The sequence below is a fragment of the Arthrobacter sp. U41 genome (assembly GCF_007679325.1).
In the GTDB taxonomy this organism is placed as follows: domain Bacteria; phylum Actinomycetota; class Actinomycetes; order Actinomycetales; family Micrococcaceae; genus Arthrobacter.
Genome location: NZ_VEGI01000002.1, coordinates 204,097 through 230,001 on the forward strand (window position 1 = coordinate 204,097; position 25,905 = coordinate 230,001).

The 25,905-nt window shown below is 67.6% G+C and carries 27 protein-coding genes; 13 read left to right on the top strand and 14 right to left on the bottom strand.

Annotation, left to right across the window (positions count from 1 at the left end; all coding sequences use genetic code 11):
- From rbsD to FS787_RS09715, 4 genes are all read right to left on the bottom strand, one after another.
- Entirely contained in the window at positions 1 to 405 is a 405-nt protein-coding gene (gene rbsD, locus FS787_RS09700) for a D-ribose pyranase (protein ID WP_144672226.1), read from the bottom strand.
- Between the two features lie 52 nt (positions 406 to 457).
- Positions 458 to 1,432: a ribokinase gene (locus FS787_RS09705; RefSeq protein WP_144672227.1), complete on the bottom strand. Its 975-nt coding sequence runs from the start codon at positions 1,430 to 1,432 to the stop codon at positions 458 to 460.
- A gap of 33 nt (positions 1,433 to 1,465) precedes the next feature.
- Positions 1,466 to 2,476, bottom strand: coding sequence for a LacI family DNA-binding transcriptional regulator (locus FS787_RS09710; protein WP_186329151.1), 1,011 nt, complete (start codon positions 2,474 to 2,476; stop codon positions 1,466 to 1,468).
- 164 nt (positions 2,477 to 2,640) lie between these two features.
- Positions 2,641 to 3,258: a LacI family DNA-binding transcriptional regulator gene (locus FS787_RS09715; RefSeq protein ID WP_144672229.1), complete on the bottom strand. Its 618-nt coding sequence runs from the start codon at positions 3,256 to 3,258 to the stop codon at positions 2,641 to 2,643.
- Between the two features lie 179 nt (positions 3,259 to 3,437).
- Between FS787_RS09715 and FS787_RS09720 the strand changes: the two genes are divergently transcribed.
- Entirely contained in the window at positions 3,438 to 4,058 is a 621-nt protein-coding gene (locus tag FS787_RS09720; protein ID WP_144672230.1) for a DUF6919 domain-containing protein, read from the top strand.
- On the opposite strand, the gene FS787_RS09725 is transcribed toward FS787_RS09720, so the two are convergent.
- Positions 4,055 to 4,372, bottom strand: coding sequence for an antibiotic biosynthesis monooxygenase (locus FS787_RS09725; protein ID WP_144672510.1), 318 nt, complete (start codon positions 4,370 to 4,372; stop codon positions 4,055 to 4,057). The genes FS787_RS09720 and FS787_RS09725 overlap by 4 nt on opposite strands.
- Before the next feature lie 131 nt (positions 4,373 to 4,503).
- Here FS787_RS09725 and FS787_RS09730 point away from each other — a divergent pair, with 131 nt between their 5' ends.
- Together FS787_RS09730 and nagA are read left to right on the top strand one after the other, a co-directional pair.
- Complete coding sequence (locus FS787_RS09730; protein ID WP_144672231.1) at positions 4,504 to 4,863, top strand: hypothetical protein; 360 nt, start codon at positions 4,504 to 4,506, stop codon at positions 4,861 to 4,863.
- 11 nt (positions 4,864 to 4,874) lie between these two features.
- Complete coding sequence (nagA, locus tag FS787_RS09735; protein ID WP_144672232.1) at positions 4,875 to 6,116, top strand: N-acetylglucosamine-6-phosphate deacetylase; 1,242 nt, start codon at positions 4,875 to 4,877, stop codon at positions 6,114 to 6,116.
- A gap of 74 nt (positions 6,117 to 6,190) precedes the next feature.
- On the opposite strand, the gene FS787_RS09740 is transcribed toward nagA, so the two are convergent.
- Together FS787_RS09740 and FS787_RS09745 are read right to left on the bottom strand one after the other, a co-directional pair.
- Complete coding sequence (locus FS787_RS09740; RefSeq protein WP_144672233.1) at positions 6,191 to 7,462, bottom strand: FAD-dependent oxidoreductase; 1,272 nt, start codon at positions 7,460 to 7,462, stop codon at positions 6,191 to 6,193.
- Positions 7,455 to 8,807, bottom strand: coding sequence for an aromatic acid/H+ symport family MFS transporter (locus tag FS787_RS09745; RefSeq protein ID WP_144672234.1), 1,353 nt, complete (start codon positions 8,805 to 8,807; stop codon positions 7,455 to 7,457). Before FS787_RS09745 ends, FS787_RS09740 begins: the two co-directional genes overlap by 8 nt.
- Before the next feature lie 49 nt (positions 8,808 to 8,856).
- Here FS787_RS09745 and FS787_RS09750 point away from each other — a divergent pair, with 49 nt between their 5' ends.
- The 4 genes from FS787_RS09750 to FS787_RS09765 all read left to right on the top strand — a co-directional run bounded on the left by FS787_RS09750 (position 8,857) and on the right by FS787_RS09765 (position 12,513).
- Positions 8,857 to 9,678 carry an IclR family transcriptional regulator gene (locus FS787_RS09750; protein WP_144672235.1) on the top strand — a complete coding sequence of 274 codons (822 nt, stop codon included), beginning with the start codon at positions 8,857 to 8,859 and terminating at the stop codon, positions 9,676 to 9,678.
- A gap of 119 nt (positions 9,679 to 9,797) precedes the next feature.
- Positions 9,798 to 10,931: a cupin domain-containing protein gene (locus FS787_RS09755; RefSeq protein WP_144672511.1), complete on the top strand. Its 1,134-nt coding sequence runs from the start codon at positions 9,798 to 9,800 to the stop codon at positions 10,929 to 10,931.
- Positions 10,928 to 11,761, top strand: a complete 834-nt coding sequence (locus FS787_RS09760) for a fumarylacetoacetate hydrolase family protein (RefSeq protein ID WP_144672236.1) — start codon at positions 10,928 to 10,930, stop codon at positions 11,759 to 11,761. The genes FS787_RS09755 and FS787_RS09760 overlap by 4 nt, the downstream gene beginning before the upstream one ends.
- Positions 11,761 to 12,513, top strand: a complete 753-nt coding sequence (locus FS787_RS09765; RefSeq protein ID WP_144672237.1) for a maleylpyruvate isomerase family mycothiol-dependent enzyme — start codon at positions 11,761 to 11,763, stop codon at positions 12,511 to 12,513. Before FS787_RS09760 ends, FS787_RS09765 begins: the two co-directional genes overlap by 1 nt.
- Positions 12,514 to 12,673: 160 nt before the next feature.
- Here FS787_RS09765 and FS787_RS09770 read toward each other — a convergent pair whose 3' ends face one another.
- Both FS787_RS09770 and FS787_RS09775 read right to left on the bottom strand, forming a co-directional pair.
- Complete coding sequence (locus FS787_RS09770) at positions 12,674 to 14,131, bottom strand: MFS transporter (RefSeq protein WP_144672238.1); 1,458 nt, start codon at positions 14,129 to 14,131, stop codon at positions 12,674 to 12,676.
- 88 nt (positions 14,132 to 14,219) lie between these two features.
- Entirely contained in the window at positions 14,220 to 14,693 is a 474-nt protein-coding gene (locus FS787_RS09775; protein WP_144672239.1) for a MarR family winged helix-turn-helix transcriptional regulator, read from the bottom strand.
- 174 nt (positions 14,694 to 14,867) lie between these two features.
- Here FS787_RS09775 and FS787_RS09780 point away from each other — a divergent pair, with 174 nt between their 5' ends.
- The 3 genes from FS787_RS09780 (at position 14,868) to FS787_RS09790 (ending at position 17,221) form a co-directional block, all read left to right on the top strand.
- The gene (locus FS787_RS09780) at positions 14,868 to 16,043 is read left to right on the top strand and encodes a zinc-dependent alcohol dehydrogenase (protein ID WP_144672240.1); all 1,176 of its coding nucleotides are present in this window, start codon (positions 14,868 to 14,870) and stop codon (positions 16,041 to 16,043) included.
- 40 nt (positions 16,044 to 16,083) lie between these two features.
- A complete protein-coding gene (locus FS787_RS09785) occupies positions 16,084 to 16,317 on the top strand; it encodes a DUF6480 family protein (protein ID WP_144672241.1) in 234 nt (77 codons plus the stop codon).
- Between the two features lie 88 nt (positions 16,318 to 16,405).
- On the top strand, positions 16,406 to 17,221 hold the full coding sequence (locus FS787_RS09790; protein ID WP_144672242.1) for a CPBP family intramembrane glutamic endopeptidase: 816 nt from the start codon (positions 16,406 to 16,408) through the stop codon (positions 17,219 to 17,221).
- Between the two features lie 47 nt (positions 17,222 to 17,268).
- Here FS787_RS09790 and FS787_RS09795 read toward each other — a convergent pair whose 3' ends face one another.
- The 5 genes from FS787_RS09795 to FS787_RS09815 all read right to left on the bottom strand — a co-directional run bounded on the left by FS787_RS09795 (position 17,269) and on the right by FS787_RS09815 (position 22,354).
- Entirely contained in the window at positions 17,269 to 17,883 is a 615-nt protein-coding gene (locus FS787_RS09795; RefSeq protein ID WP_144672243.1) for a TetR/AcrR family transcriptional regulator, read from the bottom strand.
- Positions 17,884 to 17,982: 99 nt separating this feature from the next.
- Positions 17,983 to 19,215, bottom strand: coding sequence for an NAD(P)/FAD-dependent oxidoreductase (locus tag FS787_RS09800; RefSeq protein WP_144672244.1), 1,233 nt, complete (start codon positions 19,213 to 19,215; stop codon positions 17,983 to 17,985).
- A complete protein-coding gene (locus FS787_RS09805; protein WP_144672245.1) occupies positions 19,212 to 19,406 on the bottom strand; it encodes a ferredoxin in 195 nt (64 codons plus the stop codon). Before FS787_RS09805 ends, FS787_RS09800 begins: the two co-directional genes overlap by 4 nt.
- Positions 19,403 to 20,575 (bottom strand): cytochrome P450, encoded by a 1,173-nt coding sequence (locus FS787_RS09810; RefSeq protein WP_144672246.1) that lies wholly within the window; start codon positions 20,573 to 20,575, stop codon positions 19,403 to 19,405. Before FS787_RS09810 ends, FS787_RS09805 begins: the two co-directional genes overlap by 4 nt.
- A gap of 57 nt (positions 20,576 to 20,632) precedes the next feature.
- The gene (locus FS787_RS09815) at positions 20,633 to 22,354 is read right to left on the bottom strand and encodes an MFS transporter (RefSeq protein ID WP_144672247.1); all 1,722 of its coding nucleotides are present in this window, start codon (positions 22,352 to 22,354) and stop codon (positions 20,633 to 20,635) included.
- Between the two features lie 310 nt (positions 22,355 to 22,664).
- On the opposite strand from FS787_RS09815, the gene FS787_RS09820 reads away from it, so the two are divergent.
- The 3 genes from FS787_RS09820 to FS787_RS09830 all read left to right on the top strand — a co-directional run bounded on the left by FS787_RS09820 (position 22,665) and on the right by FS787_RS09830 (position 25,903).
- Positions 22,665 to 23,675, top strand: a complete 1,011-nt coding sequence (locus FS787_RS09820) for a phosphotriesterase (RefSeq protein WP_144672248.1) — start codon at positions 22,665 to 22,667, stop codon at positions 23,673 to 23,675.
- A gap of 50 nt (positions 23,676 to 23,725) precedes the next feature.
- On the top strand, positions 23,726 to 24,679 hold the full coding sequence (locus tag FS787_RS09825) for a phosphotriesterase (protein WP_144672249.1): 954 nt from the start codon (positions 23,726 to 23,728) through the stop codon (positions 24,677 to 24,679).
- A gap of 81 nt (positions 24,680 to 24,760) precedes the next feature.
- Complete coding sequence (locus tag FS787_RS09830) at positions 24,761 to 25,903, top strand: NAD(P)/FAD-dependent oxidoreductase (protein ID WP_144672250.1); 1,143 nt, start codon at positions 24,761 to 24,763, stop codon at positions 25,901 to 25,903.
- Positions 25,904 to 25,905 lie beyond the last annotated feature (2 nt).

Here is a 25,905-nt window from a genome sequence, read left to right on the forward strand (position 1 = left end):
TCAGTACACCACCCCGGCCACGAGGATCACGTTGGCGTAGGGGGTGAATTCGCCGGAGCGGACTGCGGCCCGGGAGTTCCTGGTCCGCTGTTTGAATTCCGTATGCGGGACCAGTTGCAGGGGGATGCCGTGGCTGCCGAGCCGGTCCTTGAGGGCCTCGAGGAGTTCCGGGCTGTGTTCGGCAATCTCCGATGCCGCGATGGCTCCTTCCGCCTCCACTTCGGCCAGGACGACGTCCAGGCACTCCAGGAACCGCGGGACGTTGGCTGTCAGGGCCAGGTCGATCCGTTCCACGCCGGCCGGGATCGGCAGGCCGGCGTCGGTCACGACGAGTTCGTCGGTATGGCCCAGTTCCGAGATGACCCGGGCGAGGGATGCGTTGAGGGTACCGCTGTTTTTGCGCATAGTTGCTCCACTGCGTTGTAGAGGGATGGGGTGGTGGGTGGCTCTTCCGCGGCTAGCGGGCCGTGGCGGCCTGCCCGGCGAGGAACGCGTCAATGGCTTCACGCTGCGGGAGGCTGGGGCTGGCACCGGCAACGGTGACAGCCAGCGCGCCGCCAGCCATAGCGCGCCGCAGGGACTCTTCCCAGTCCAAGCCTTCGGCCAGCGCGCTGCCAAGCACCCCGGCGAAGGCATCGCCCGCGGCCGTTGTGTCCACCGCGGTGACACGGAACGGTTCCTGCAGGGTCACGGCGGTGCTGTCTGCGGACGTCCGCTCAACGACGACCGCGCCGGCGCCGGCCAGGGTGATGACGGCACGCTGCACGCCGCGGTCGGTGAACCAGCGACCCGCCGCGGTGGCTGATTCGTGATCGGTTACCTCGATTCCGGTGATGAGGCGTGCTTCGGTCTCGTTCGGAGTGACGATGTCCACGTGGGGCCAGAAGTCCTCGTCAAGGGCAGCCGCCGGAGCCGGGGCGGGGTCCAGAATGACGATGATGCCGCGGGCTTTGCACACGCGTGCCGCCTCCAGCGCCGATTCGTGCGGGATCTCCAGCTGAATTAGTGCGACTTCGGCGGGACGTGCGGACAGGTCCAGGGATTCCCTGATGTGGGCCGGGCTCAGCCGGGAGTTGGCGAGCGGGATCATCACGATGTCGTTTTCCGCCGAAGCGTCCACCCGGATGTGGGCGATTCCGGTGGGGCCTTCCGTGCGCATCACGCCTGTAGTGTCGATGTTCTCCTCGGCCAGGGTCCCGAGGACCAGTTCGCTGAAGCCGTCGTTGCCCACGCTTCCGATCAGGGATACCTGGCTGCCGGCGCGTGACGCCGCCAGCGCCTGGTTGGCGCCCTTACCGCCGAGGACCATGGTGAAGGCGTTGCCGAGGACGGTTTCCCCCGGCTGCGGGAGGCGGTCGCTGAAGCTGGTCAGGTCGCAGGTGATGCTGCCGATCACCAGTACGTTCCCGTTTCCGGGCGCAGTTGTTGTCATGGGATTCCTTAGTGATGTGATCAGTTGGGAGCGTTAGTTGGAGGCGGGAGCGGAGCAGGACTGCCGGATTGTCAGGCTCACCGGGAGTACTTTGTGCTCCAGAGGGGGCTGATTGGGACTGCCGAATCGTTCAATCCGCTCGAGCAGCAGGTCCGCGGCGGCGTGGCCCTCGGCGATGGCGGGCCGCGAGATCACAGTGACGGGCGCCGGGAGCAGTTCCGCCAGGTCGAAGTCGTCGAAACAGAGGAAGGAGAGCTGCCCGGGGATTGACACCCCGGCGGCGTGTAGGGAGAGCAGGGCACCTTGGGCCATGGTGTTGTTGCCCACGAACAGTGCCGTGATTCCGGTGGGATTGTCGATCAGCTCCTGGGCGGCGCGACGGCCGAAGTCACGGCTGAATTCGCCGATCTTCACGGCTTCGGCCGGGACCTGGATGCCGGCATCGGCCAAGGTCTGCAGGAAGACCTGATGGCGGACCCGTCCGGGAACGGTGTCCTGGCGTCCGCTGATGATGCCGAATCTGCGGTGCCCCAGGGACAGGAGATAGTCCGCAGCAGCTTTGGCCCCGCTGGCGTTGTCGACATGGACCAGGTCGAAACCCGGCTCATCACCTACGGTCCGGTCGATCAGCACCACCGGCTTGTTGAGGTCCGCCAGCATCCTGCGGGTTCGGTCGCCTTCTTCGGCCGGCACAATCGCGACGGCGTCGACGGCGTCGATGAGGTTGCCCAGGAGTTCCGACTCCGCGCTGAACTGCTCATCGCTGCTGGCCACGACGATTCGGAATCCCTGCGTCATGACCCGTTCCTCAATGCCGCGGACCAGTGCGGCGAAGTAAGGGTTCGAGATGTCGGGGACAATCACGGCAATGCTGTGATGCTTGCCCAGGCGCAGCCCGCGGGCACTGGCGTTGGGCCGGTAGCCGAGATCTGTGATGGCCCGCCTGATCGCCTCAGCACTGCGGACGTTTTCCCCGGCGAGCATGCGTGAGACGCTGGCGATCGACACGCCGGCAAGCTTTGCCACGTCATGGATGTTTGCCACGGATGCCCTCTCCTTTGAGTCGGCCGGGTCTGCTGGTCCGGCCATTCTTTGCCGGGATGAGGCGCCGGTTGTGAACCCAGTCACGCCGGAATTCGACAACTGTAAACGTTTTCAGTTGGAAGCACAAGGGCGGGTTTGACCAGCTGTTATTGCCGGAGCAGCGTTCAGGAATCCCCGGACCCAAGTCCTGGGGGCATGCCTTGGTTGTCGTGCCCGCCGCCGCGCAGCCGGGCGATCAGCCGGGCCACCGCCCGCTCGGCGAGGGCATCCGCCGTCGTGCTGGTTCCCGGCGGCAACGCGTCGACGCCGTCCGGCGGCCGGGTGTCCGAAACCACCAGCTGGGCCACGCCGCGGTCCACGAGTTCCGTCATCGCCTCGATATCGGCGGCGGTGCGCCCGGCCGGGCGGGAGCCGAGAATGACGCCGTCGGCGCCGCCCGAGAGCATAAACGGACGCCAGCTGTCGCCGACCAGGACGACCGGCTGGTAGCCGTGCCGGGGCAGGATCCGGGCAGCGGCGGTGGCCAGCTCCCGGTCCCCGGAATCGTCGAGGTCGGTGATGGCCAAGGCGACGACGTCGGTGCGTCCGCGCCGCATCCCGCGGGCGGCCCCGTTGGGCACATAGCCGAGGTCGCGGGCCGCGGCATGGACGCGGTCCTGCGTGGGCTGGCTGATCCGGGTGTTCCCGCCGGACCGGCCGGAGAGCACGTAGGACACGGTGGTCAGGGACACGCCTGCCGCCTCCGCGACGTCGCGGATGGTGGGCTTGGATCCGTGCCGCACTGATGACTCCCGGGTACTTCTCCGCCGCAGATTAGCGGCGGCCTTGAGGCTGGCTTCTCCTTGAACTGTAGCGGGAAGTCACGCGCAAGGGTCACGGGCGGGGACTTTCCGCCGTGCCCATTGTTAAGGGTTGTGTACCCCTGCGGGCGGCCACCGCGCGAAAGGCGTAGCGTGCAGAGATGGCTGAGGACAGATACACCACCGAGAGGGACGGCTTCGGGCGGCTCCTGGCAGACCGTGAAGTCTGGCGGCAGGCGGGCACCATCCCCGCGGCCGGCGAGCTCACCGCGCGCTGGCTGGAAGGGCGCAGCGAATACCAGCCGGGGACCTTCGCCCCCGGCTTCGACGCAGAAACCCGGGCCATCGCCGGCCGGCTCGCGGAGTTGAGCCGGAGCGGTCTCTTCACCAAGGAATCGCAGCCCGGCGTGCTCGCCGAGGGACACGCGCAGCGCGCCTACGTGACGGGTTTCTGCAGTGCGGAGTCGGCGTCGGCGCTTCTGGAACTGTCCGGCCGGACCGATCTTGTGACCGTGGCGCATGCTCCCGGAGAGGCCAGCCAGGCCTCCATCCCCGTGACTTTGCGGGACGACGCCGTGGTGACGGTTCTCGGCAGCAGTGAGGTCCCCGTCAGCGAGGAGCAGCTCCGCGACTGGACCGAGGAGGCCAACGAAACCCTCGCCCTGTTGCTGGCCGAGTCCTGGTATGTGGAGGTCTTCGACCCGGTCTGGGGCCGGGAAGAAGTCCTCCTGCCCGCCGTCCTCAACGCGCTGGCCGCCGCGGATTCAGGAAGCGGGGGCTAGTCCCGGCCGATGCTGGCGGCCTCGTCCAGGGTGCGCGCCTCGAAATGCTCCAGCATCCCGCTCATGCCCTCCATACTCTGCTTGAACACCTCGGACGCCCGCCACGCTTCAGCCTGTTCCAGCGACTCCCAGGGACCGGTGCTGATGAACCGGTTCCGGACGTCGCGGTCATGCATCAACACGGCCTGCGTGTGCGGGAAGTCTTCCTGGGTTTTGCGGGCCAGGTCCCGCCACGCCTGCACGAAATCATTCTCGCGGCCGGGGTGTACCAGCCAGATTCCCAGCGTATAAACCGACACGTCGATCGCCTCCATAGTCTGCACGGGGTGGATACCCCTGATTATCGGCCCGGCCGCCAGCATGCGGGTAGGGCCGATTTACCCGCGGGCGGGACCCCTTTCAAGAAGCCGGTGCACCGGACGCCAAGGATTTGTAGGCTGATGCCATGACTGAGACGCAGCAGAAGGTGGATGGGTTCTTCGAGCGGTACGCCGCTGCGCTCCTGGCGCGCGACGCCAAAGCGATCGCGGGGCTGTATGCGGTGCCGTCCCTCATCCTGTTTCCCGGTACGTCGATCCCGGTCAGCGACTCCCGCCAGACCGAGGAGTTCTTCGCGTCGGCGTTCGGCCAGTACGCCGGGGTGGCCGACGTCCGGACGCACATCGCCATCATGGGCGAGGGACCGGGCACCGTCTGGGCGGACGTCACCTGGTCCTTCGACGGCCGGGCCTCCGAGCGGTTCTGTTACCAGCTCATCGAATCGGCCGAGGGTTACCGGATCGCCGTCCTCACCCTGCTGGCCTGAGAACTCTTCAGATGCCGGAATCCCGCAACGCCGCTCCTGCCTACGTCCTGCGCGGCGCCCTCCTCAGCGACGGCGAAAGTGCCGCGGACTCGGTCGTGGCGGTGACGGGTGGCCGCATCGCCTACGCGGGACCCGGACGCAGCTACGATCCCGCGCAGTTCCCCGGAGCAAGGGAGCTCCCGCTGCCGCCCGGCAGTTCCCTGCTGCCCGGGCTTGTCGACCTCCACTGCCACGGCGCGGCGGGCGGCGGATTCCCGACGGGCGACGACAAAACTTGCCGGGAGGCAGCGGACTTTCTGCACCGCCAAGGGACCACCACCCTGCTGGCCAGTCTCGTCACCGCCTCGGCCGATGAGCTGCTGCGGTCGCTCGGCGTCCTCAATGTCCTGGCCGCCGAGGGTCTCATCGCGGGGATCCATGCCGAAGGCCCTTTCCTCTCCCACACGCGCTGCGGTGCGCAGAATCCGCTCTGGCTCCGGGACCCGGATCCGGGCCTTCTCGGGGAGATGCTGGCGGCCGCCGGCGGTGCGCTGAAAACGATGACCTACGCCCCGGAGCTTCCGGGCGCCGGCGAGCTGGTCCGGAGACTCGCGGAGCACGGTGTCGCGCCCTCGCTGGGCCACACCGACGCCGATTCGCGGACGGCGGCGGCCTCATTGACCGAGGCCGCAGCGTTCGTGGGCACCGCGGCGCGGGCTGGGGTTTTCGGGCCGCAGGCCCGGCCGACGGTGACCCACTTGTTCAATGGCATGCCGCCGCTGCATCACCGCAGCCCGGGGCCCGCGGCGGCCTGCCTGCGGCTGGCCGCTGCGGGGACGGTCGCCGTCGAGCTCATCGCCGACGGCGTCCACCTCGATCCGGAGACGGTCCGGATGGTGTTCGACCTGGTCGGCGCCGGAAACATCGCGCTGGTGACGGACTCCATGGCGGCAACCGGACTGCCCGACGGCGACTACGATCTGGGCCCCTCCGACGTGGTGGTGCACGACGGCGTCGCCACCTTGAGAAGCAACGGCGCCCTGGCCGGGGGCACGGCGACCCTGCTGCAGGTTGTCCGCTCCACGATTGCCGCCGGGGTGAGCCCTGCCGACGCCGTCCTGGCAGCAACCCTGGTCCCGGCCCGTGTCCTGGGCCTGGAAACCGAAATCGGAAGCCTCCGCCCCGGAATGCGCGCCGACCTCATCGCCGTTGACCCGGGCTTCGAGCTGGTGACGGTCCTGCGCGGCGGGCGGATTCTGGACTCCCCCAAATAAGCCCGGATGCCGCCTTAGCCCGGCGCCGCCTGCCGAATCGCTGGCTGGCTGGCGCCGCCGTCGCGCAGGCCGGCTCAGGCGGGAACCTTGTCCGCCAGGCCGGAGTGGGCCGCGCGGACGGCCGGGACGCCGTCGCCGTCCTGGCCGTACAGCCAGTCGTTGTACTGGAAGTCGTTGTCCTTCCGGCTCTTGAAGAGCAGGTTGCGCAGCGTCCGGGCCAGCCCGGAGACGTGCCAGGATTCGCCCCAGACGCGGGCGGTGCGCTGGACCCGTGCGGTGCGGCCGGCACGGTTGGTGTTGAACTCCTTGATCGCGGCGTCCCAGGCTTCCGGGTGCACGCCGTCGGCGGTGAAGACGGTGCCGTTGCTGACATCCTGCAGCGCTGCGGCGTCCTCGAGCGCCTGGCAGGCGCCCTGGGCGAGGTACTGGAGCATCGGGTGCGCGGCGTCGCCCATCAGCACCATCCGGCCGGCGACCCAGTTTTCGATCGGGTCGCGGTCGTACATGGGCCAGCGGATGCCGGTGGCCAGGTTCTTGAGTGCTTCCTGAACGGCCGGGACGCAGTCCTTGTACGCAGCCTCGAGCTCGTCCACTCCGCCGTACTGCTCCTCGCCGCGTTCGAAGGAGGGGCTCTTGAAGACGGCAACGGTGTTCAGCAGCTCGCCCTTGCGCAGCGGGTACTGGACGAGGTGGCAGTCCGGGCCGAGGTAGACAATGACGTCCTCGAGGTCAGCCTTGGGGGTGTCCTCGGTGATCGGCACGGTGCCGCGGTAGGCGACGTAGGCCGAGGAGACGGGCTCGTCGTTGGCCACGAGCGGACGCAGGGTGGACTTGAGTCCGTCGGCGCCGATCACGACGTCGGCCTCGTAGTCCACACCGGCCGCGGTGTGGGCCACGCCGCGGCCGTTCACGGTTTCGACACTCTCCACCATGACGTCGTTGACAAGCTTGACGCCCGCCGCCTCGCAGCCTTCGAGAAGGACCCGGTGCAGGTCGCTGCGGTGGATCACGACGTACGGCGCGCCGTAGCGGTCCGTGAACTCACCGTTGAGGGTCTGGCGCGTCAGCTCCTCGCCGGAGACGGCGTCGCGGAAGACCAGGTGCTTGGGCTGGACACCGATTTCCAGTGCCTTTTCCAGCAGGCCCCAGCGCTTCAGGACGCGGGAGGCGTTGGGGGCCATCTGCAGCCCGGCGCCGACCTCGCCGAATTCGGGAGCCCGCTCCACGAGGGTGACGTTGGCGCCGTTTTCCCGCAGTGCGAGGGCTCCGGCCAGTCCGGCCATTCCCCCTCCGATGACGAGGACATCGGTGGACTCTGCACCGGTGGACTGGACGTGCTCAGACATTGCTTGCTCCTGTTGTTGAGAGGGAGGGGGAGATTGAGGATTTTGACTTGAGTTTGAGGCCGACGGCGGCCAGCAGGACCGCGGCGATGGCGGCTGCACCGGCGAAGGCGAGGAAATTGGAATTGACGCCCAGCCCGGCGGCCAGCAGCAGGCCGCCCACCTGGGGTGCGGCGACGGCGCCGATGCGGCCCGTCCCCAGCGCCCATCCCAGCGCGGTTCCCCGCAGATGTCCGGGATAGTGGCTTGCGACGGCGGCGATGATGAGGCACTGCGTGCCGTGCGTTCCGACGCCGGCCAGGACCAGCATGAGGTACACGACCGTGACTGACGGTCCGGTGACCAGGACCATCAGCGCGACGGCGGCGACGGCGGCCGCGGCGATCGCGGTCGGCACCGGACCGAACCGGGTCCCGGCCCAGGCCGTGATCACCGAGCCGGCCACCGCACCCAGGTTGAGGGCGAGGGCAAAGGTCAGGGCGGAACCCAGGTTGTAACCGGCCAGCTGCATGAGGTTCGGCAGCCAGGTGCCCAGCCCGTACCAGGCGAACAGGGTGGCGATCGTCGCCAGGGCGAACAGCATGCTGACCCCCAGGTACGGGGCACGGAGCAGGGAGGAGAAGCCGGACGGCTCCTTGATGGTGCTGGCCTTGCCGGCCGCCTTGCGGGCGGCCTTGTCTGCGGAACTCACCGGGGCCAGGGTCTCCGGCAGGTACTTGAGTCCCAGCGGCACCACGATCACCAGGGCCAGGCCTGCCACGAGGAACATGGACTCCCAGCCGAAGGCCGGGATCAGCTGGATGCCGACAAGGGCGGCAATGGACCCGCCGATCGGGACACCGGACATCATCAGGGTGGCGATGGTGGACCGCCATTTGGTGGGGACCAGTTCGGCGACAAGGGCGTTCGCGGAGGGCACCAGTCCGCCAAGTCCGATGCCGGCGAGGAGCCGCAGGGCGCCGAAGACGGCGGCGTTGGGTGCGAAGGCGCAGAGGACGGTGAAGACCGAGAAGATGACGGCGCAGCCCAGGATGGTCCGGCGGCGGCCCCACGAGTCGGCCATGCGGCCGGCGAAGATCGCTCCGATCATCATCCCGAGGAAAGCCATGGAACCGATGGTTCCGGCGGTGGCCTTGTTCAGGCCCCAGCCGGTCTCGGAGATCAGCGAGGACTGGACGGTGCCGTAGACGATGAGGTCGTAGCCGTCGAAGACCACCAGCAGCCAGCAGACAAGCACGGCGGCTGCCGAGCCCTTGGAGAACCGCGATGCAGGCCCATCGGCGGTGGTGGGGGCTGAGGCCCCCGGCGATGACCGTTGCGGCGCTGCAGCGGGAGGTGTGTGATTCATGCCACTAACTGTCCTAGCCGCCGCAGGTGAACCACAATAGAATTCTGATGTGCAGAACAAGCCCCCGCCCGCATCAGCCCGGAAGCCCATCCAGAAGCGGCCCACCTACTCCATCGAGGCAGTGGACAACGCGTTGCAGCTCCTGCAGCTGCTCCGCGACGGCGGGGCGCTACGGCTCAAGGATGCCGCCGAGGAACTGGGGGTGGCCCCGTCCACCGCCCACCGCCTCCTGGCCATGCTGGTCTACCGGGGCTTCGCCGTGCAGGATGAAAACCGCCGGTACGTGCCCGGCCCGGCCATGGGCGTCGGGCCGGCCGGGCTGAGCTGGACCAGGCTCCTCCGCTCGCTCTCCCAGCCGCACATGGAACTGCTCTCCGCGCGACTCAACGAGACCGTCAACCTTATGGTGCGGGTGGGGACGAAAGTGCGCTTCCTGGCCACTGTGGAGGGAAACAACGTCTTGCGGGTGGGTGACCGTCAGGGGACGGTGATGCCTGCCAATAAAACCTCCGGCGGCAAGGCCATGCTCGCCGAGCTGGAACCGCCGATGATCGACCAGCTCTTCCGCAGCAACAATGCCGAGATCGGCGGGGACACCATTCCGGCGGCGGAGTATCCTGCGTTCCTGCGCGAACTGGAATCCATCCGCAACAACGGCTTCGCCGCCAATTTCGAAGGCACGGAGGATGGTGTGAGCGCCCTCGGCATCGCCCTGCACAACCGGCACGGGCACGTGGTGGGCGCGCTCAGCGTCGCCACTCCCGCCACCCGCTTCCGAAAAGTGTTCGACGCCGGACTCGTCCCCGCGCTGCGGGAAACGTGCCGGCAGCTGGAGATCGACATCGCGGCCAATCCGGCCGACCCGGACTGAGCGTCCGGCCGCCCCTCCCAACAATTCTGACCAGCAGAATATGTTGGGGGTCACACTGCCCCCGTCCGTAGAGTCGAACTACGCCAATGAACTGTTCTGACCCTACCGAGGAGGCCCACGTGTCCATCAGCGCCGAGAACACGACTCACGAATCAGTGGCCGCCGGGCACACTGCTCCGGAGCCGACGCCCGAAGAGGCTGCCCAGCTGCAGGAGCTGTACCGGGATTTTGACCGCGAGAACCTGATCCCGCTGTGGACCGAGATCGCGGACCTTATGCCGATGGTCCCGAGTCCCAAGGCGGTGCCTCACGTGTGGCGGTGGAGCGACCTGTACCCGCTGGCTGCCCGCGCCGGAGACCTGGTCCCGGTGGGCCGCGGCGGGGAACGCCGCGCCATTGCCCTGGCCAACCCCGGTCTGGCCGGGACGCCGTACGCCACCCCGACCCTGTGGGCGGCCATCCAGTACCTTGGTGCCCGCGAGACCGCCCCGGAACACCGCCACTCGCAGAACGCTTTCCGCTTCGTCGTCGAGGGTGAAGGTGTCTGGACGGTGGTGAACGGGGATCCGGTCCGGATGTCCCGCGGCGACTTCCTGCTCACCCCGGGCTGGAACTTCCACGGCCACCACAACGACACCGATGAGCCGATGGCCTGGATCGACGGCCTGGACATCCCGTTCGTGCACTACGCCGACGCCGGCTTCTTCGAGTTCGGCACCGAACGCGTCACGGACGAGGCCACCCCGGACATCTCCCGTTCCGAGCGGCTCTGGGCCCACCCGGGCCTGCGCCCGCTCTCGGGCCTGGATGACACCACCAGCTCCCCCATCGCGGCGTACCGCTGGGAATACACGGACCGGGCCCTGCGCGAGCAGCTGCTGCTCGAGGACGAGGGCCACCCGGCCACCGTGTCCCAGGGCCACGCCGCGGTCCGCTTCACCAACCCCACCACCGGCGGGGACGTGATGCCCACCATCCGGGCCGAATTCCACCGGCTCCGCGCCGGCGCCTCCACCGAGCCGCTCCACGAGGTCGGCTCCAGCGTCTGGCAGGTCTTCGAAGGCTCCGGCTCCGTGGTCCTCAACGGCGAAACCAGGACCCTGGCGAAGGGCGACCTCTTCGTCGTCCCGTCCTGGGCCGCCTGGTCACTCCAGGCGGAAACGGAGTTTGATCTGTTCCGCTTCAGCGACGCCCCCATTTTCGAACGGCTGAACTTCAACCGCACCTACATCGAAGGACGCAACAACAAATGAGACTCCTCACCCTCCGCACCTCTGTTGGGGACAAGACAGTAACGAAGGCCGTGCGCCAGGACGGCGACACCCTCACCGAGATCGACGGCTTCGCCGACGTCGGAGAGCTGCTCCGCTCAGAGGGCTGGGAGGCGACCGCGCAGAACGCGAACGGCGCCACGCACCCGCTCGACGGCGCGGACCTGGCCGCCGTGGTCCCCTCCCCCGGCAAGATCATCTGCGTGGGCCACAACTACCGCAACCACATCAAGGAAATGGGCCGGGAAGTCCCCGAGTTCCCCACCCTGTTCGCCAAGTACCAGGAATCCCTGATCGGCCCGAACGACGACCTGGCCCTGCCGCAGGAATCGGACACGGTTGACTGGGAGTCCGAACTCGCCGTCGTCATCGGCAAGAAGGGCCGCCGGATCGCCGAGGCCGACGCCCCGGCCCACATCGCCGGGTACGCCGTGCTCAACGACGTGTCCATGCGCGACTACCAGTTCCGCACCGTCCAGTGGCTGCAGGGCAAGACCTGGGAGAAGTCCACCCCGTTCGGACCCGCCCTGGTCACCAAGGACGAGTTCAGCGGCGGCCTCATGACCACCGCGGTGGACGGTGACATCCAGCAGCAGACCCCCACGAACGACGTCGTCTTCACGCCCGAGTTCCTGGTCTCCTACATCTCCACCATCATCACGCTGAACCCCGGCGACGTCATCGCCACCGGCACCCCCGGCGGAGTGGGCCACGCCCAGGACCCCAAGCGCTACCTGCAGGAAGGCCAGATCCTGGTCACCACCATCGAGGGGCTCGGACAGCTGAAGAACCGCGTGGTCAAGGAAGCCTGATGGTTGCCCGCCACGACCAGACGACGGACCCGGAGCTGCTCGCGGCCCTGCTGCAGGCGCGCCGGGGCACGGCGTTCTTCGCCCGCAAGCTCAACGAGCTCTCCGACGCGGAGCTCGACGGCGATTCGCTGCTGCCGGGCTGGACCCGCCGGCACATCACGGCGCACATCGGCTACAACGCCCGGGCCATCGCCCGGCTCATCGAGTGGGCGGCCACCGGGGTGGAAACCCCGATGTACCCCTCCACCGAGGTCCGTGACCACGAGATCAACTTCGGCGCCACCCTGAGCCCGATCGCGCTGCGGCACCTCTTCGACCACTCCGCCGTGCACCTGAACGTCGAATGGCGGGACCTGCCCGAGGACGCCTGGCACCACAACGTCCGGACCATCCAGGGCCGGGAAGTGCCCGCCACGGAAACGGTCTGGATGCGCAGCCGCGAAGTCTGGATGCACGCCGTCGACCTCGCCAACGGCGCAGCGTTCCGCGACATCCCGGTCCCCGTCCTGGAACGGCTCCTGGCGGACATCACCGGCGCCTGGAAAACCCGCGGCACCGACGTGGGTCTTGTGGTCAAGGTAACGGACCGCGACCTCACCTTCGGGGACACGACGACGGCGTCCCCCACCGTGGTCTCCGGACCGCTGGCCGCCGTCGTCGAATGGGCTGCAGGCCGCGGCAACGGCGGCGTCACCGCCGCCGGGCCTGGCGCTACCAATGGCGCAGTTCCGGCCGCGCCGAAGTGGATCTGAGGCTCGATAAACGACCGATAAGCGGGAGGCCCCCTCGGAGGCCTCCCGCTTATTGCTTGGTTGCCTCCGTCCGGGGGCACTTTGAGGGCGATGTTCGACGCCGGCGCCCTGGCTGACGGCGTGTCCGCGCCAAAGTGCCCCCGGACCGCAGCCGCCGTGCTCAGCCCAGATGGACGATCGGAGCGTCACCGTCCGTGCCGGCGAATTTCCTGCGGTCGATGGTGATGAGCAGCAGGGCGATGGGAGCGATCAGGATTGCGACGCCCGCGGCCCAGAGGAACACCATCGAGTAGCCGGTAGAAAGCGCCGCCAGAGAAACGCCGCCGGCTGTTGCGGCCGCGGCGATGGTGCTGAACAGGGCGATGCCCAGGGAACCGCCGATCTGCTGCGAGGCGTTGACCAAAGCGCTGGCCACGCCGGAATCATCCTGGTCCACGCCGAACAGGGCAAGGTTCTGCATCGGCACAAAGACCATGCCCAGCCCGACTCCCAGCAGGAGCAGCGCGGGCAGCATGTTGACGAAGTAGCTCCCGTCGGCGCTGACCTGCGTGAGCCACAGCATCGCAGCCGCCATAAAGACCGGGCCCGCCGCCGTCGGGATCTTTGCGCCCAGTTTCGGCAGGTTCTTCGCCACAAGCCCTGCCGTGATGATGAGCGCCACCGTCATGGGCAGGGAGGCCAGGCCGGCGAGGAACGGGGCGAAGCCCAGCACGATCTGGATGTAGAAGTTGATGAAGAGGATGCCGCCGATGAGGACCGCGCCGGACAGGAGCGCGGCCAGGAAGGCCGCCCCGCGGTTCCGCTCGGTGGCCACGCGCAGAGGCAGCAGGGGGTGCCGGACCTTACGCTCGACGGCGACGAACAGCGCCATGAGCACCGCGCCGGCGGCAATGAAACCCCAGGCTTCGGGGGCGTCCCAGCCGTGCTCCGCGTTGGTGAAGCCGTACACAAGGGATCCCAGGCCCAGGGCGGCGAGGACCACTCCGGGCCAGTCGTACTTTGTGGAGCCCTGCGCCTTGCTTTCACTGACGAGTGACCAGACGCCGACGAGCGCGACGATGGCGATGGGCACGTTCACGAAGAAGCACCAGCGCCAGCTCACATGTTCCGTCAGGAACCCGCCCAGCAGCACGCCGACGGCGGCGCCGACGCCGGTGATGGAGCCGAAGATCGCGAACGCCGTGCCGCGGTCCTTCCCGCCCGGGAAAGCGACCGTCAGGAGCGCGAGGGCGGCGGGGGCCAGCAGCGCGGCGAACACACCCTGGAGTGCGCGGGCGCCGATGAGTTCCCACGGCTGCTGCGCGATGCCGCCGATCAGGGACGCGGCGGCAAAACCGACGGCGGCCACGATAAACGCCCGTTTGCGGCCCCAGAAGTCCGCGATCCGGCCGCCGAGCAGCAGGAAGGCGCCGAAAGCCAGGGCGTAGGCCGTGACCACCCAGGAACGCGTCGAGTCACTGATGCCCATCTCGGTCTGCAGGCGCGGCAGTGCCAGGTTCACGATGGTGCCGTCCAGGACCACCATGAACTGCGCGAGGGCAAGGAACACCAGCGCCCACCACCGCTTCCCGTTGCCGCTCCCCTGCTGTACGCCTGCAGCTGCTAACTGTGTTGCCACGCTAAGATCCACCCTTCAAAGTAACAATACTTATAAAAGTATAACTACTTTGGAGGAGTGGTCCGGGTAGCGATTGCGATGATGCGGACTACTCGGGTTCGGCGAGCAGCGCCGCGAGCCGTTGCAGGGCGGGCAGGCTGGCGGCGATCTGCTCGCGCTCTTCGGGCAGCAGCCGGGAGCTTGCCGAGGACAGCGCCTCGGCCCAGGCGCCTTCAAGAAGCGCTTTGATCCGTTGGGATTCCGCCGTCGGGTGGAGGGCGACGTAGCGCTTGTCGGCCGGGTCGCGGACCCGGGTGACGAGGCCCCCGGCGACCAGCTCGCGGAGCTGGACGCTGACGTTGCTGAACTGCCGGCCCAGGCGGGAGGCGACTTCCGCGACAGTGATACCCGGGTGGCTTTCGATGACCCGGAGGATTTCGAGCACCCCGTTGGAGAGCGGCCGGACGCCGGTGTCATTGTGCGATTTCCGGCGGATATCGGAGGAAATATCGATCACCGAGACCGCCAGGGCGCGGTGGTCCACAGCCTCCGCCGGTCCTTCTTTTGCGCCAGCACTTTCCATTCCCTAAGCATAGGCTTCGGGCCGGCCCGGCCCCTGCGGCCCGGCGGGCGGGCGCGCCGGACGGGCCCGCACATCCGACCGGCGGACGGGCCGTCTTTCCTTTTGCGGCGGGAACAGGCAATAATCGGATTGGTCAGCATACTTATCAATTCCAGTAATGACTGAAGGAGCGGCATGAGGGCACTTACCTGGCAGGGAAAGCGGTCGGTCAGCGTGGAGGAAGTTCCGGACCCGGTAATCCAGGAACCGACGGACGCGATCGTAAAAATCACTTCATCGGCGATCTGCGGTTCCGACCTCCACTTGTACGAGGTGCTCGGGCCATACATGAAGGCCGGCGACATCCTGGGCCACGAGCCCATGGGCATCGTCCAGGAGGTCGGCCCCGCGGTCTCGGCCCTCAAGCCCGGCGACAGGGTGGTAATCCCGTTCAACATTTCCTGCGGCCACTGCTGGATGTGCAGGCAAGGCCTGCAGTCCCAGTGCGAGACCACACAGGTCCACGCCCATAACAGCGGAGCTAGCCTGTTCGGCTTCTCCGAGCTGTACGGCTCGGTCCCCGGCGGCCAGGCAGAGTACCTGCGCGTGCCCCACGCCGACTACGGGCCGATCAAGGTGGGGCAGGAACTGCCCGACGAGCGGTACCTCTACCTTTCCGACATTCTTCCCACAGCCTGGCAGGGCGTCAAATACGCAGACGTCCCCGACGGCGGGACGCTGGCCGTCTTCGGGCTGGGTCCGGTGGGGCAGTTCGCCAGCAGGATCGGCCGGCACCTCGGCCAGCGGGTCATCGCCGTCGAGCCGGTTCCGGAGCGCCGCCGCATGGCCGAGAGGCACGGCGTGGAAACGGTCGATTTCACCAAAGACATCGGCGACCAGCTTCGCGACATGACCGGCGGCCGGGGCCCTGACGCGGTGGTCGACGCCGTCGGCATGGAAGCGCACAATTCGCCCGTCGGGGCCTTTGCCCAGAATGCGGTGGGCCTGCTGCCCGATGCCTTGGCCAAGAAAGCTATGGAGACTGCCGGCGTCGACCGGCTGACAGTCCTCCACGCTGCCATCGACTCCGTGCGCCGGGGCGGGACCGTCTCGCTCAGCGGGGTGTACGGGGGCACAGCCAGCCCCATGCCCCTGCTCACTATGTTCGACAAGCAGATCCAGCTGCGGATGGGCCAGTGCAACGTCCGCCGGTGGACGGACGAGCTGCTCCCGCTGGTGGAGGACTCCGCAGACCCGCTCGGCGTCATGGACCTCAAAACCCACGAGGTCTCCCTCGACGGCGCCGCGGCCGCCTACGAGATCTTCCAGAAGAAAGAAGACGGCTGCATCAAGGTAGTGCTGAAGCCGTAGCCGGACAATCCCCGTGTTCCGAACCACGAAAGGCATAACCATGGACACCTACCATCCCGAAAATGACCCGGCCAACCCGGATCCGCCACAGCCCGGGCACTGCGCGGAGCGTCCGGACGATCACGGCGCGGAAGCAGCCGATCCGGCATCCTCGGCCAACCCGGATCCGCTGAGCGGGAACGTCACGGGACTGGAGCCCGGCGGCGGCGTTCCTCCGGGAGAGACCCCGCCGGCCGAGGACCAGATGAGCCGCGACCAGGGCCACGAGGAGTAGCGCGGCGGGCCGGGCACCGGGTGCCCGGCCCGCCGTGGTGTTTCCGGCGGACGGTGCGTGCCGCGGTCGGCCCTGACATGCTTGTGAGGTGACATCGATCTCGACGGAAAGTCAGCGCACCGCGCTCAGCTGGAAACTGGTGCCGGCGGGGCTTGTCTCGGTGGCCGGCGTGCTGCTGTTCGGCGTTGAGAATGACGTTGGCTACGGAGTCCTTGCTTTGGGCTTGGTCGCGGCGACTTTCGTCGACCGCGCGTTGATGCGGCACCTTGCGCTGATCGCGGCGGGAATGGTCACCATCAGCCTGGTGCCGCTGAACGCTGACTTGAGCATCCAGCACATGATCCTGATGGGCGGTGCCCTCGCGCTGGCCGTGCTGGTTCCGTGGCTGGTGTCGCGCTTCGTTTACGGGGAGAGGATCATCAGATTTCCGGTGAAGACCGGCCGTAAATGGCCGCTGACCGCGAAGCTGTACCTGATCGGCGTCGTGCTGCTCGGATACTTCATCCTGCCGGCGTACCTGATCCGCACCGGGGTCTACCAAAACTGGCCGGACGCCTCCGACCCGACCATCTTTTGGCGGCTCTTTCTCGGCGTGAACGCTGTGGGCATCTGGGACGAACTGTTCTTCATCTGCACCACGTTCACCCTGCTGCGGCAACACTTTCCGGACTGGCTGGCCAACATCCTGCAGGCCGTAGTGTTCTCGTCATTCCTGTGGGAGATCGGCTACCAGGCCTGGGGACCGCTTCTGACGTTCCCCTTCGCGCTGCTGCAGGGCTACACCTTCAAGCTGACGAAGTCCCTCACCTACGTCGTGACAGTGCACCTGACCTTCGACTTCGTGCTGTTCCTCGCGCTGGTGCACGCCCACAACCGCGACTGGCTGCCGGTTTTCCTGTACTGAGTCCTGCTTGGAACGAGGGGCCTGGAACGAGGTGTCCGTCGCGCTGATCAGCCTTCGTCGCAGAGCAGGTGATACCAGCTGTCGGCGAGCACCTCGAGCGCGTGGTCGCGGTTCGGCTCGAGCTTGCGGCGCGTCCAGAGCGTGGCGACATAGTCGAGCTGGGTGAAGGCGAGCGTCCCCCGGATGTGGTGCGTTTCCTGAGAGAAGCGGCCGGCCAGTTGCATGCCGCGGACGATGTCGGAGATGACCTCTTCATGCCATCCGCGGACCAAAGCCCGCACCTCGGGATCGACGGCGGCAGCCTCGTCGAGCACGTCGAGGTACGGGCGGAAGACCGGCCAGAGCGCAGCGCGCGATTCGAGCCAGGCAAGGATTCCGTCCAGCTCGCCCGCCCGAACCACGTCGACGAGTCCGGCGGCGGTCGTCGCCAGGTCGGGGCCATCCGCGCGGTCGAGCACGGCGTTGACGCGGGCCATGAAGTCCCGCATCAGGTCAGCACGCGAGGGGTAGTGCGCGTAGAAGGTCGCCCGGGTTGTCCCGGCCCCCACGGCGATCTCGTCGATCGTCGTCGCAGCGTAGCCCTTCTCGGTGAAGAGCTCCAGCGCGCGGTCGACGATCATGTCGCGGGTGAGCTGCTTCTGGGCCTCTCGCAACGACGACATGAGCCAATCCTATCCATGGTGTGCGGTAGTTGCCCGGCGGACGAACAAAGATACGCCACGGCAAGCGGCCCGACATGCTGTAAAGCGCGAGGGCGCGCCTCAAACGCTCACCGGCGCCGCCAGGCGGAGTGCCCCAGGGCCGACGTCGGCCAATCGGCGCAGTTTCGGGATGGGGATCCGGTAGTTGACCGCCGCGGCGGTTCCGGAGCCGTCGCCGTTCTCCCAGCGCAGGAGCATGGACTCCGGGTCTTTTCCCGGCTCGCGGTAGTCGGGCGCGCCCGCCACGGGAGTGAACCCGACCGATTTGAGCGACAGACCGAAGCCCTCCGTCCAGAAATACGGCTGGAAGTTGAGCTCGGGGGCCGCGTCGCCCCGGAGCAGGCCGACGGCAGCGACCTTGGCCTGGTCAATGGCGCTGGTCCACAAGGGCACGCGCTGGACGCCGCGGCGAGTCGGGAAGGACGCCACGTCGCCGGCGGCAACGATCTCCGGCCGGAGCCGGCCGCGGGTATCCACCCGCAGCGACCCGTCGACCAGGAGTGTGGAGCCGGCCAGCCAGCCGGTGTTTGGCTCGTCGCCGATGGCCGTGACCACGAGGTCGGCCTCCAGCTGGGTCCCGTCGGCCAGGACCACCCGCGCCCCGGCGTCGAAGCCTGCCCCTTCATCGAAGTCGATGAGACGCGCCTTCCCGCCGCCGACGACTCGAAGGCCGCGCCGGGCGGCGGCCGCGGTGAACATCCCGGACAGATGGTCACCCAGCTGGCGCGAGAGGGGCTGGACGTCGGAGACGAGCGTGACGTCGCAGCCAGCCTGCAGGCAGCCCGACGCGACCTCCATGCCGAGCGGTCCGCCGCCGACCACAATGACCGACGGACGCGCCGCGACGCGCTGTTTGAGCGTGATCGCGTCCTCGATAGTGCGCAGAGTAAGTTCCGGGGCAAAGCCGTCGTCCCGCGGCTCACGTGCTCCCTCCGTGGGGGCGAGGCGCTTCGCCCGGGAACCTGAGGCGATGACAAGGCCGTCATACGGCAGTTCGCCGCCCCCGTCGAGCCGGACAACCCGGGCCTCGACGTCCAGGCCTGACACATTGACGCCGAGCAGCTCGGTCGCTTCGTGCGTCGGCTCGGGCAGTTCGTGGGCTTGCAGGCCGTCGTCGCCATTCCCATTAACACCGTGCAGCAGGGCCTTCGACAGGGCCGGGCGGCTGTAGGGGTGGTGGCGCTCGGCGCCCACCACCGTCAGCTCGCCGTCGAAGCCGGCGGAGCGCAGCGAGTCGCAGGCCGTGAGCCCGGCAATGCCGTTGCCGACGACGACGATCCGGCGCATCGTCATGCCGCCGCCAACCGGAGCGCGGCCACCGGGCAGACCCTTACCGCGGCCTTCGCGGCGTCCAGGTCGGCCCCGTCCACCTCCGGCACATCGATGAGGAGTTCGCCGTCGTCGTCGAGGTGCATGAGCCTGGGCGCGGCCTCCTCGCAGAGGCCGTGTCCTTCGCAGCGCGGCCGGTCGAGTTCGATCCTCATGCGGCCACCACCTTGGCAACGTGGAGTTTGTCGATGCTCCGGGTCATGTTGCTGGGCACCCGGACTTCATCGGTGATCGTGATTGACTTCACCTGGCGTGCGAGGGCGCTGACGATGGCGTGGCCCTCGAGCTTGGCCAGGCCCTGGCCGGCGCAGCCGTGCGGCCCGTAGCCGAAGGACAGGTGGTCCACGGGGTTGCGTGTCACGTCGAAAACGTCGGGATTCTCGTAGTGGCGGGCGTCGCGGTTGCCGGCGCCGAGGAGAATGCCCAGCTGGGCGCCGGCGGGAACCGTTACGCCGTCGATCTCCACGTCGCGGGTCGCCGTGCGGCCCCAGATGTGCAGCGGGGCCCAGTAGCGCAGCACCTCGGCAAAGGCTGCGGGGACAAGCTCCGGGTTCTCGCGGACCAGCTGGAGCTGCTCCGGGTGGCGGCCGAACAACGCGACGATGTTCCCGATCGAGGCGATCGTTGTGTCGACGCCTGCCCCCAGGTATTGATGGATGATGTGCCCCGCGGAGCCTTCGGGGATGTCGCCCCGGGTCTCGGCGTCGAAGATTCCGCGGCCGATCGAGCCGGGAGTGAGGTCGCCGCCGGTGACGGTGGAGCACCAGCCGTAAAGCTCCCCGGCGATCGGGAAGCTCTCCTGGGTGCGTTGGTTCAACGGCCCGATGACCTGCATCGCGGCCTGCCCCCAGCGCAGCATGTTGTCCTTGACGTGTCCGCTGAAGCCGATGAGATCGGCGACGATCTCAAGCGGGAAGGCGCGGGCCAGGGAGTCGATGGCCTCGAAGCTGCCGCTGGCCACGAGTTCGGCGACGAGCTTGTCCGCCTTCTCGTCGATGGTGACCTTCAGGCCGCGCAGGGCGCGGGGCGTGAGGTTCTCTGACAGCGTTGCGCGCAGCTGGGTGTGCACTGGCGGGTCGGAGGCAAGCGAGGTGCCCTGCAGCGCCTCGTTCACCATGGGGTTGAAGCCGAGCGTGGTGGACGAGAACGTCGACGGATCGCCGAGCACGTCGCGGATGATGTCGTAGCGCGTCAGAACGTACAGGTCGTTCTTGGGCAGGTGGACGACGCCGGCCTGCTCGCGGAGCGCGGCGTAGGCGGGGTAGGGGTCGACGAGGATGTCGTCGTCCCAGATGTCGATGGCTGATTCGGTGGGTGCAGTCATGCTGCTCTCCTTGCGGATAGTGGGTGGTGGGTGGTGGGTGAAGTGAAGCCGTCAGACTCAGACAGCCACTTCGGCGTTCTCCTCTGTCGCCTCCGCGACGGCCTCGGGCGCGGGCGCCGAGGACCGGGCGGAGATGAAGAGGGTGAGGATCGCGGAGGCCGCCGCCGCAATGGCAGCAACGAGGTAAACCATTTGGAAGCCCTGGCCGAGCGAGGCCCCGGCCACGCCCTGGATCTGCTGCTGCGCAGCCGTGAGCGCCTGGACCATGCCGTCGACGGCCGGGGCGGGTGCGCCGCCGGCCAGCGCCTGGCCGGAGAACTGCGCGATCACGCCGTCCCAGCCCGAGAGATAGCCCAGCGGCGGCACCTGGGAGAGCCCGGCGACGGCTTGGGCGGGCAGCCCCGCCTCGCCCAGGATCCCGCCGAGCGGGGCCGCGAAGATCGAGGCGCCAATGCCGAACGCGATAACCGAGCCGATGACCGGACCGAGTGCGAAGCCAAGGTCGCGCAGGAGGTTCGTCGTCGCGGAGGCCATCCCGATGTGCTGGGGCGGGACGGTGTTGATCGCCACCGACGTGACGGAGCCAACGGTGAGCGCGAAGCCGATGCCCAGCAGCAGAAGCGGCGGAATGAACGCCGTCCACGGGGTACCGCCGAAGGCCTCGGGCGTGCCCAGGGAGAACGTCGAGAGCCAATAGCCGGAGACCGCCATCAAGGCGAAGCCCGAGGTCAGCACCCAGCGCGGCGCTACGCGGTGGATGAGCCAGCCCACCACCGGGATGAAGGCGAACGCCGGACCCTGGATGAAGACGAACAGCACCCCCACCTTCCACGTCTCGGCCAGGGCGAGACCGCCGACGGCGACGCTGGTGCTGAAGCAGATCGCCAGGAAGGCGAACATGCCGGTAACCGCGACGACGCCGGTGATCGAGTAGGCGCTGTTCTTGAAGAGCGAAAGGTGGATGAGCGGCTCTTTGGTGCGCGTCTCGATGACAACGAAGACGATCAACAGCAGGCCGCCGACGACGTAGCTCACGATGACATCCCAGGCGCCGAACCCGGCGTCGACCGCCTGAACGGTCGCGAAGAGCACGGCGATGAGTCCGAGCGCGAGGGTGAACTGGCCGGGCAGGTCGAGTTTGCGTCCCTTGGCAGCCGCGGAGTCCTTCGCCCGGAGTGCGACGAGGAGAACAACAACCGCGACGCCGGCCGCAACGAGGTAGGCCACACGCCAGCCGCTGAACACGTTCGGCGCGCCGGGCGCAGCGCCCGGCACCGTGAACAACTGCGCGGTGAGGCCGGCGAGCACGGGTGAAATGACGGCTCCGAGCGACAGGAACCCGGCCCAGGTGGCGATAACCCGGGCACGCGCCCGGTGGTCCGGGGTGATCGCCGCGATCATGGACAACGAGATGGGAAAGAGGATGCCCGCCGCGATGCCGCCGACCGCCTGCGCGAAGATCATCATCTCGGTCGTCGGCGCCAGCGCAGCCATGACGGAGCCGACGACGCTCAGCGCGGCGCCGGCGTACAGCAGCTTCTTGCGTCCGAACAGGTCGCCCAGGAGCCCCCAGCTGAGCTCGAACACCACGATGCCCATCAAGAACATGCCCGCGATCCACGTCAGGCCTGCGCCCGAAGTATGGAATTCCGCGGCAAAGGTGCCGCTGAGGGCGCCCGGCAGTGCGTTGGTGATCTGTGCGAGGGCGACCGCGCTGTAGGCGGCGACGAAAGTCGCCCGTACCGAGCCTCGGCTCGACACCTTAATGGTCTGACTCATCGATGAAACTCCTTTGTTTCCGGTCGATCCTCCGGTGTTGCGCCAGGGACTGGTGACACCGAACATCGGCTGAACCGGAGGTGGGTGTGGCGCTTCCCACATTGTGGCCATTAGATTTACATGATGTCAAGAGTTTTAACGGACCGTTGGTTTTGCAGACGTATTGCGGGCTTTTGATTTACATAGCGACTATTTACTTGACATCATGTAAAGAAACATGTGACGCTGGCTACACCGCAACGGAGCGACGCCGGCACAGTCAAGCTCCGCGTCCCCCTGCATCCAGCACCGATCTTCAAGGGAGAAGCCAGTGAGTCACACCCCACCCGTCGCCGCCGGTGATACGTTCCACGCCCCCACCGGACAAACCGTCAACACGGTCCTTGGGCCCATCCCAGCCTCGGAATTGGGTGTGGTTGCCGTCCATGAGGCGCTGTTGTCGGTAATTCCTGGCGCCCAGTACGCCCCGGACATTTCCATGGACCGGACGGAGATCTTCGAGATCCTGGCCGGGAAGCTGGCGGGTTTCCGCGAGCACGGCGGACGGACGATCGTGGACAGCACGGGCATGTTCCACGGCCGCGACGTGAAACTGTACGAGGCGCTGTCGCGCTCAACCGGGGTGCACATCGTGGCCTCGACCGGCATGGGTCCGGAGGAGATGCTCGGCGGCTACTTCCTGACGCCGCAGACCAACCCGCCGACGCCGTGGCCTGCCGGGAAGTTCGCCGACCTCTTCAGCAAGGAAGTCACCGAGGGCATGGTGGTTCCGCGCGTCGAGCGGCGCGGCGCCGCCGGGCTGGTGACCACCACGGCCGCCCGGACCGGCATGACGCCCACCGAGGAGAGCCTGTTCCGCGGTGCAGCCAGAACATCCTTGAAGACCGGCATCCCGGTGTCCATCCGATTTGGTGCCGACGCGCTGCACGACCTCGACATCGTCCTCGACGAAGAGCTCCCGGCCGACCGGGTGCTCGTCGGCGGCCTCGACCGCAAGGACGCCGACAGCGCCGCCCTCGGGGTGGCTGGCCGCGGAGCGTTCGTCGGCATCGACAACGTGGGCCTGAACGACCACGCCGGCTACCTCACCGACCATGACCGCGCCGAACTGGTGCTCGGGCTCGTCAAGGCCGGCCATGCCGACAAGATCATCCTGTCGGGCAACTCGATCGGCGTGGCCAAGGGACAGCCGGACTACGACCTGCCGTTCAGCCACGTCGTGTCCACGTTCGTGCCTTTCCTCAAGGCGCACGGCCTGAGCGACGAGGACGCCCGGCGCATCCTCGTGGACAACCCGCGCAACCTGCTGACCGTTCGCTAGGAACGCGCCGGCCCCCGCTCAACAAACTTTCAAACCCCTGAGGTGAACGAATGACAAAGGTTAACACCGTGCTGGGAACCATCCCGGCCGAAGAATTGGAAATCGTGGCGGTCCACGAACACATCGGGTACGGCATGCCCGGCTCCGAATTGGACACCACATGGTGGAAGTCGCCTGAGCAGGCCTACGAGGAGACCGTGCCGAAGCTGCGGAAATTCCGCGAAAACGGCGGCGGGACCTTTGTGGACGCCACGGGCATCTGCAACGGCCGCGACGTGGACTACTACAAGTCCCTGTCCGCCAAGACGGGCGTGCACATCGTGGCCTGCACCGGCTTCGTCGGCGGCGACACAGCCCTGCCGCACTTCTCCCGCGCCACCGTGGACTACCTCGCCAAGGTGTTCATCCATGAGATCACCGTCGGCATCGGCAACACAGGTGCGAAGGCCGGCGTCATCAAGGTCGGCGTAAGCCGGGGCGGACGCATGACGGACCTCGACAGGCGGATCTACCGCGCTGCGGCCCGCGCCGCCGTCGTCACCGGCGCGCCGATCCTGACCCACCTGGCCATTGATCCCGAACCGGCCGTGACCATCTTCAACGAAGAGGGCCTTTCGCTGGACCGCGTGCTCTTCGGCCACGCCGACGACGGCCTCAACGCTCCGATCACCCCGCACGATTGGATCTACGAGCAGGGCGGCCGCATCGGCTTCGACACCTTCGGCTACGACCTCGAGCTGCCGGATCCGCCGTTTTGGGGCCGCAAGCGCGCCGAACGCATGGAGCACTTCGTCAACCTGGTGAACAAGGGCTATGCGGACAAGCTCCTCGTCTCGGCCGACGCCAATTGCAGCCCGCTGGGCTGGCCGGGCGTCAAGGGCCACACCATCAACTACATCTTCGAGGACATGATCCCCGACATGCGCACCGCCGGTATCGACGACGCCACCATCAAACTGCTGCTAGAGGACAATCCGGCCGAATTCCTGTCCCTCCAGGCCTGACCTGCGGACAAGCCACCCACAACTTACCCGTTCCGCCAGACATGGCCCGGGCCACGAAAGAGTCAAGAGAGAGATGAAACCATGAAGGCTGAAGACATCAAGAACCTCAAGATCGCCGTCGTCGGCGCAGGTTACGGCGGCGCTGCGGCGGCCAAGGCCCTGAGCCTGCCCGGTGCGGACGTCACGGTCTACGAGCAGGCTCCCCAGATGGGCGAGGTCGGCGCCGGCATCGGCCTGCGTCCTGCCACCATGGCCCGGTTCCGCCAGTGGGGGATCTTCGACGCGGTCGCCAAGGTGAGCTCGGCGAGCGACTACTTTGAGATCCTCACGGCCACCGGCGAGCCGATCATGAAGGACACGTGGCCGGAGTTCGGCGACGAGAAGCAGACGTACCTCATCCACCGCCGCGACTTCATCGAGGCCCTGCTCGGCGTGCTTCCCGAGGGAATGGTGCAGCTGGGCCACAGGCTGGAGACCATCGAGGACAAGGGCGGCCACTCCGTCCTGACCTTCGCCAACGGCAAGACGGTCGAAGCCGACCTGGTGGTCGGTGCCGACGGCATCAAGTCCGCGGTGCGCGAGCAGCTCTTTAGCGGCAAGGGCCCGGTGTTCTCCGGCGAGCACGCCTACCGGGTGGTGATCTCCGCCGACGACGCCTACGGGATGGTGGTCGACGACAACCTGCGGATGTACATGGGCAGGGGCACAAAGGTCTACCTGCTGCCGCTGCGGCACCGCAACCAGATGTCCTTCGACATCACCGCCCTGAGTCCGGACGGGACCTGGGCGCCGGTCATTACGAAGGACGAACTCCTGAAGACGGTGGAAGGTTTCGATGAGCGGATCGTGGCGATTGCCCGCGGCCTGGACATGGACACCGTCAACATCCGCGCGGTCTACGACATCGACCCTGTGGACAGCTGGCACACCGACTCCGTTGTCCTGATGGGCGATGCGGCGCACTCCATGCTGCACCATCAGGGCCAGGGCGCGAACTCCGCCATCGAGGACGCCGGAGCGCTGGCCGACGCACTGGCCCAGGCCGGCTCGGTCAAGGAGGCGCTGGCCCTGTTCCAGGCAACCCGCAAGCCGGTGACCGACGAGTTGCAGCGCATCTCACGCCAGGGGTGGAGCGAGGAAGAGGTCAACGACGTATTCCCGGGGCAGAAACCCGCGTCCCAGAAGCCTGCCGGCGTCAGCGCAGCAGCTCCGGCGAAGGCCTGAAC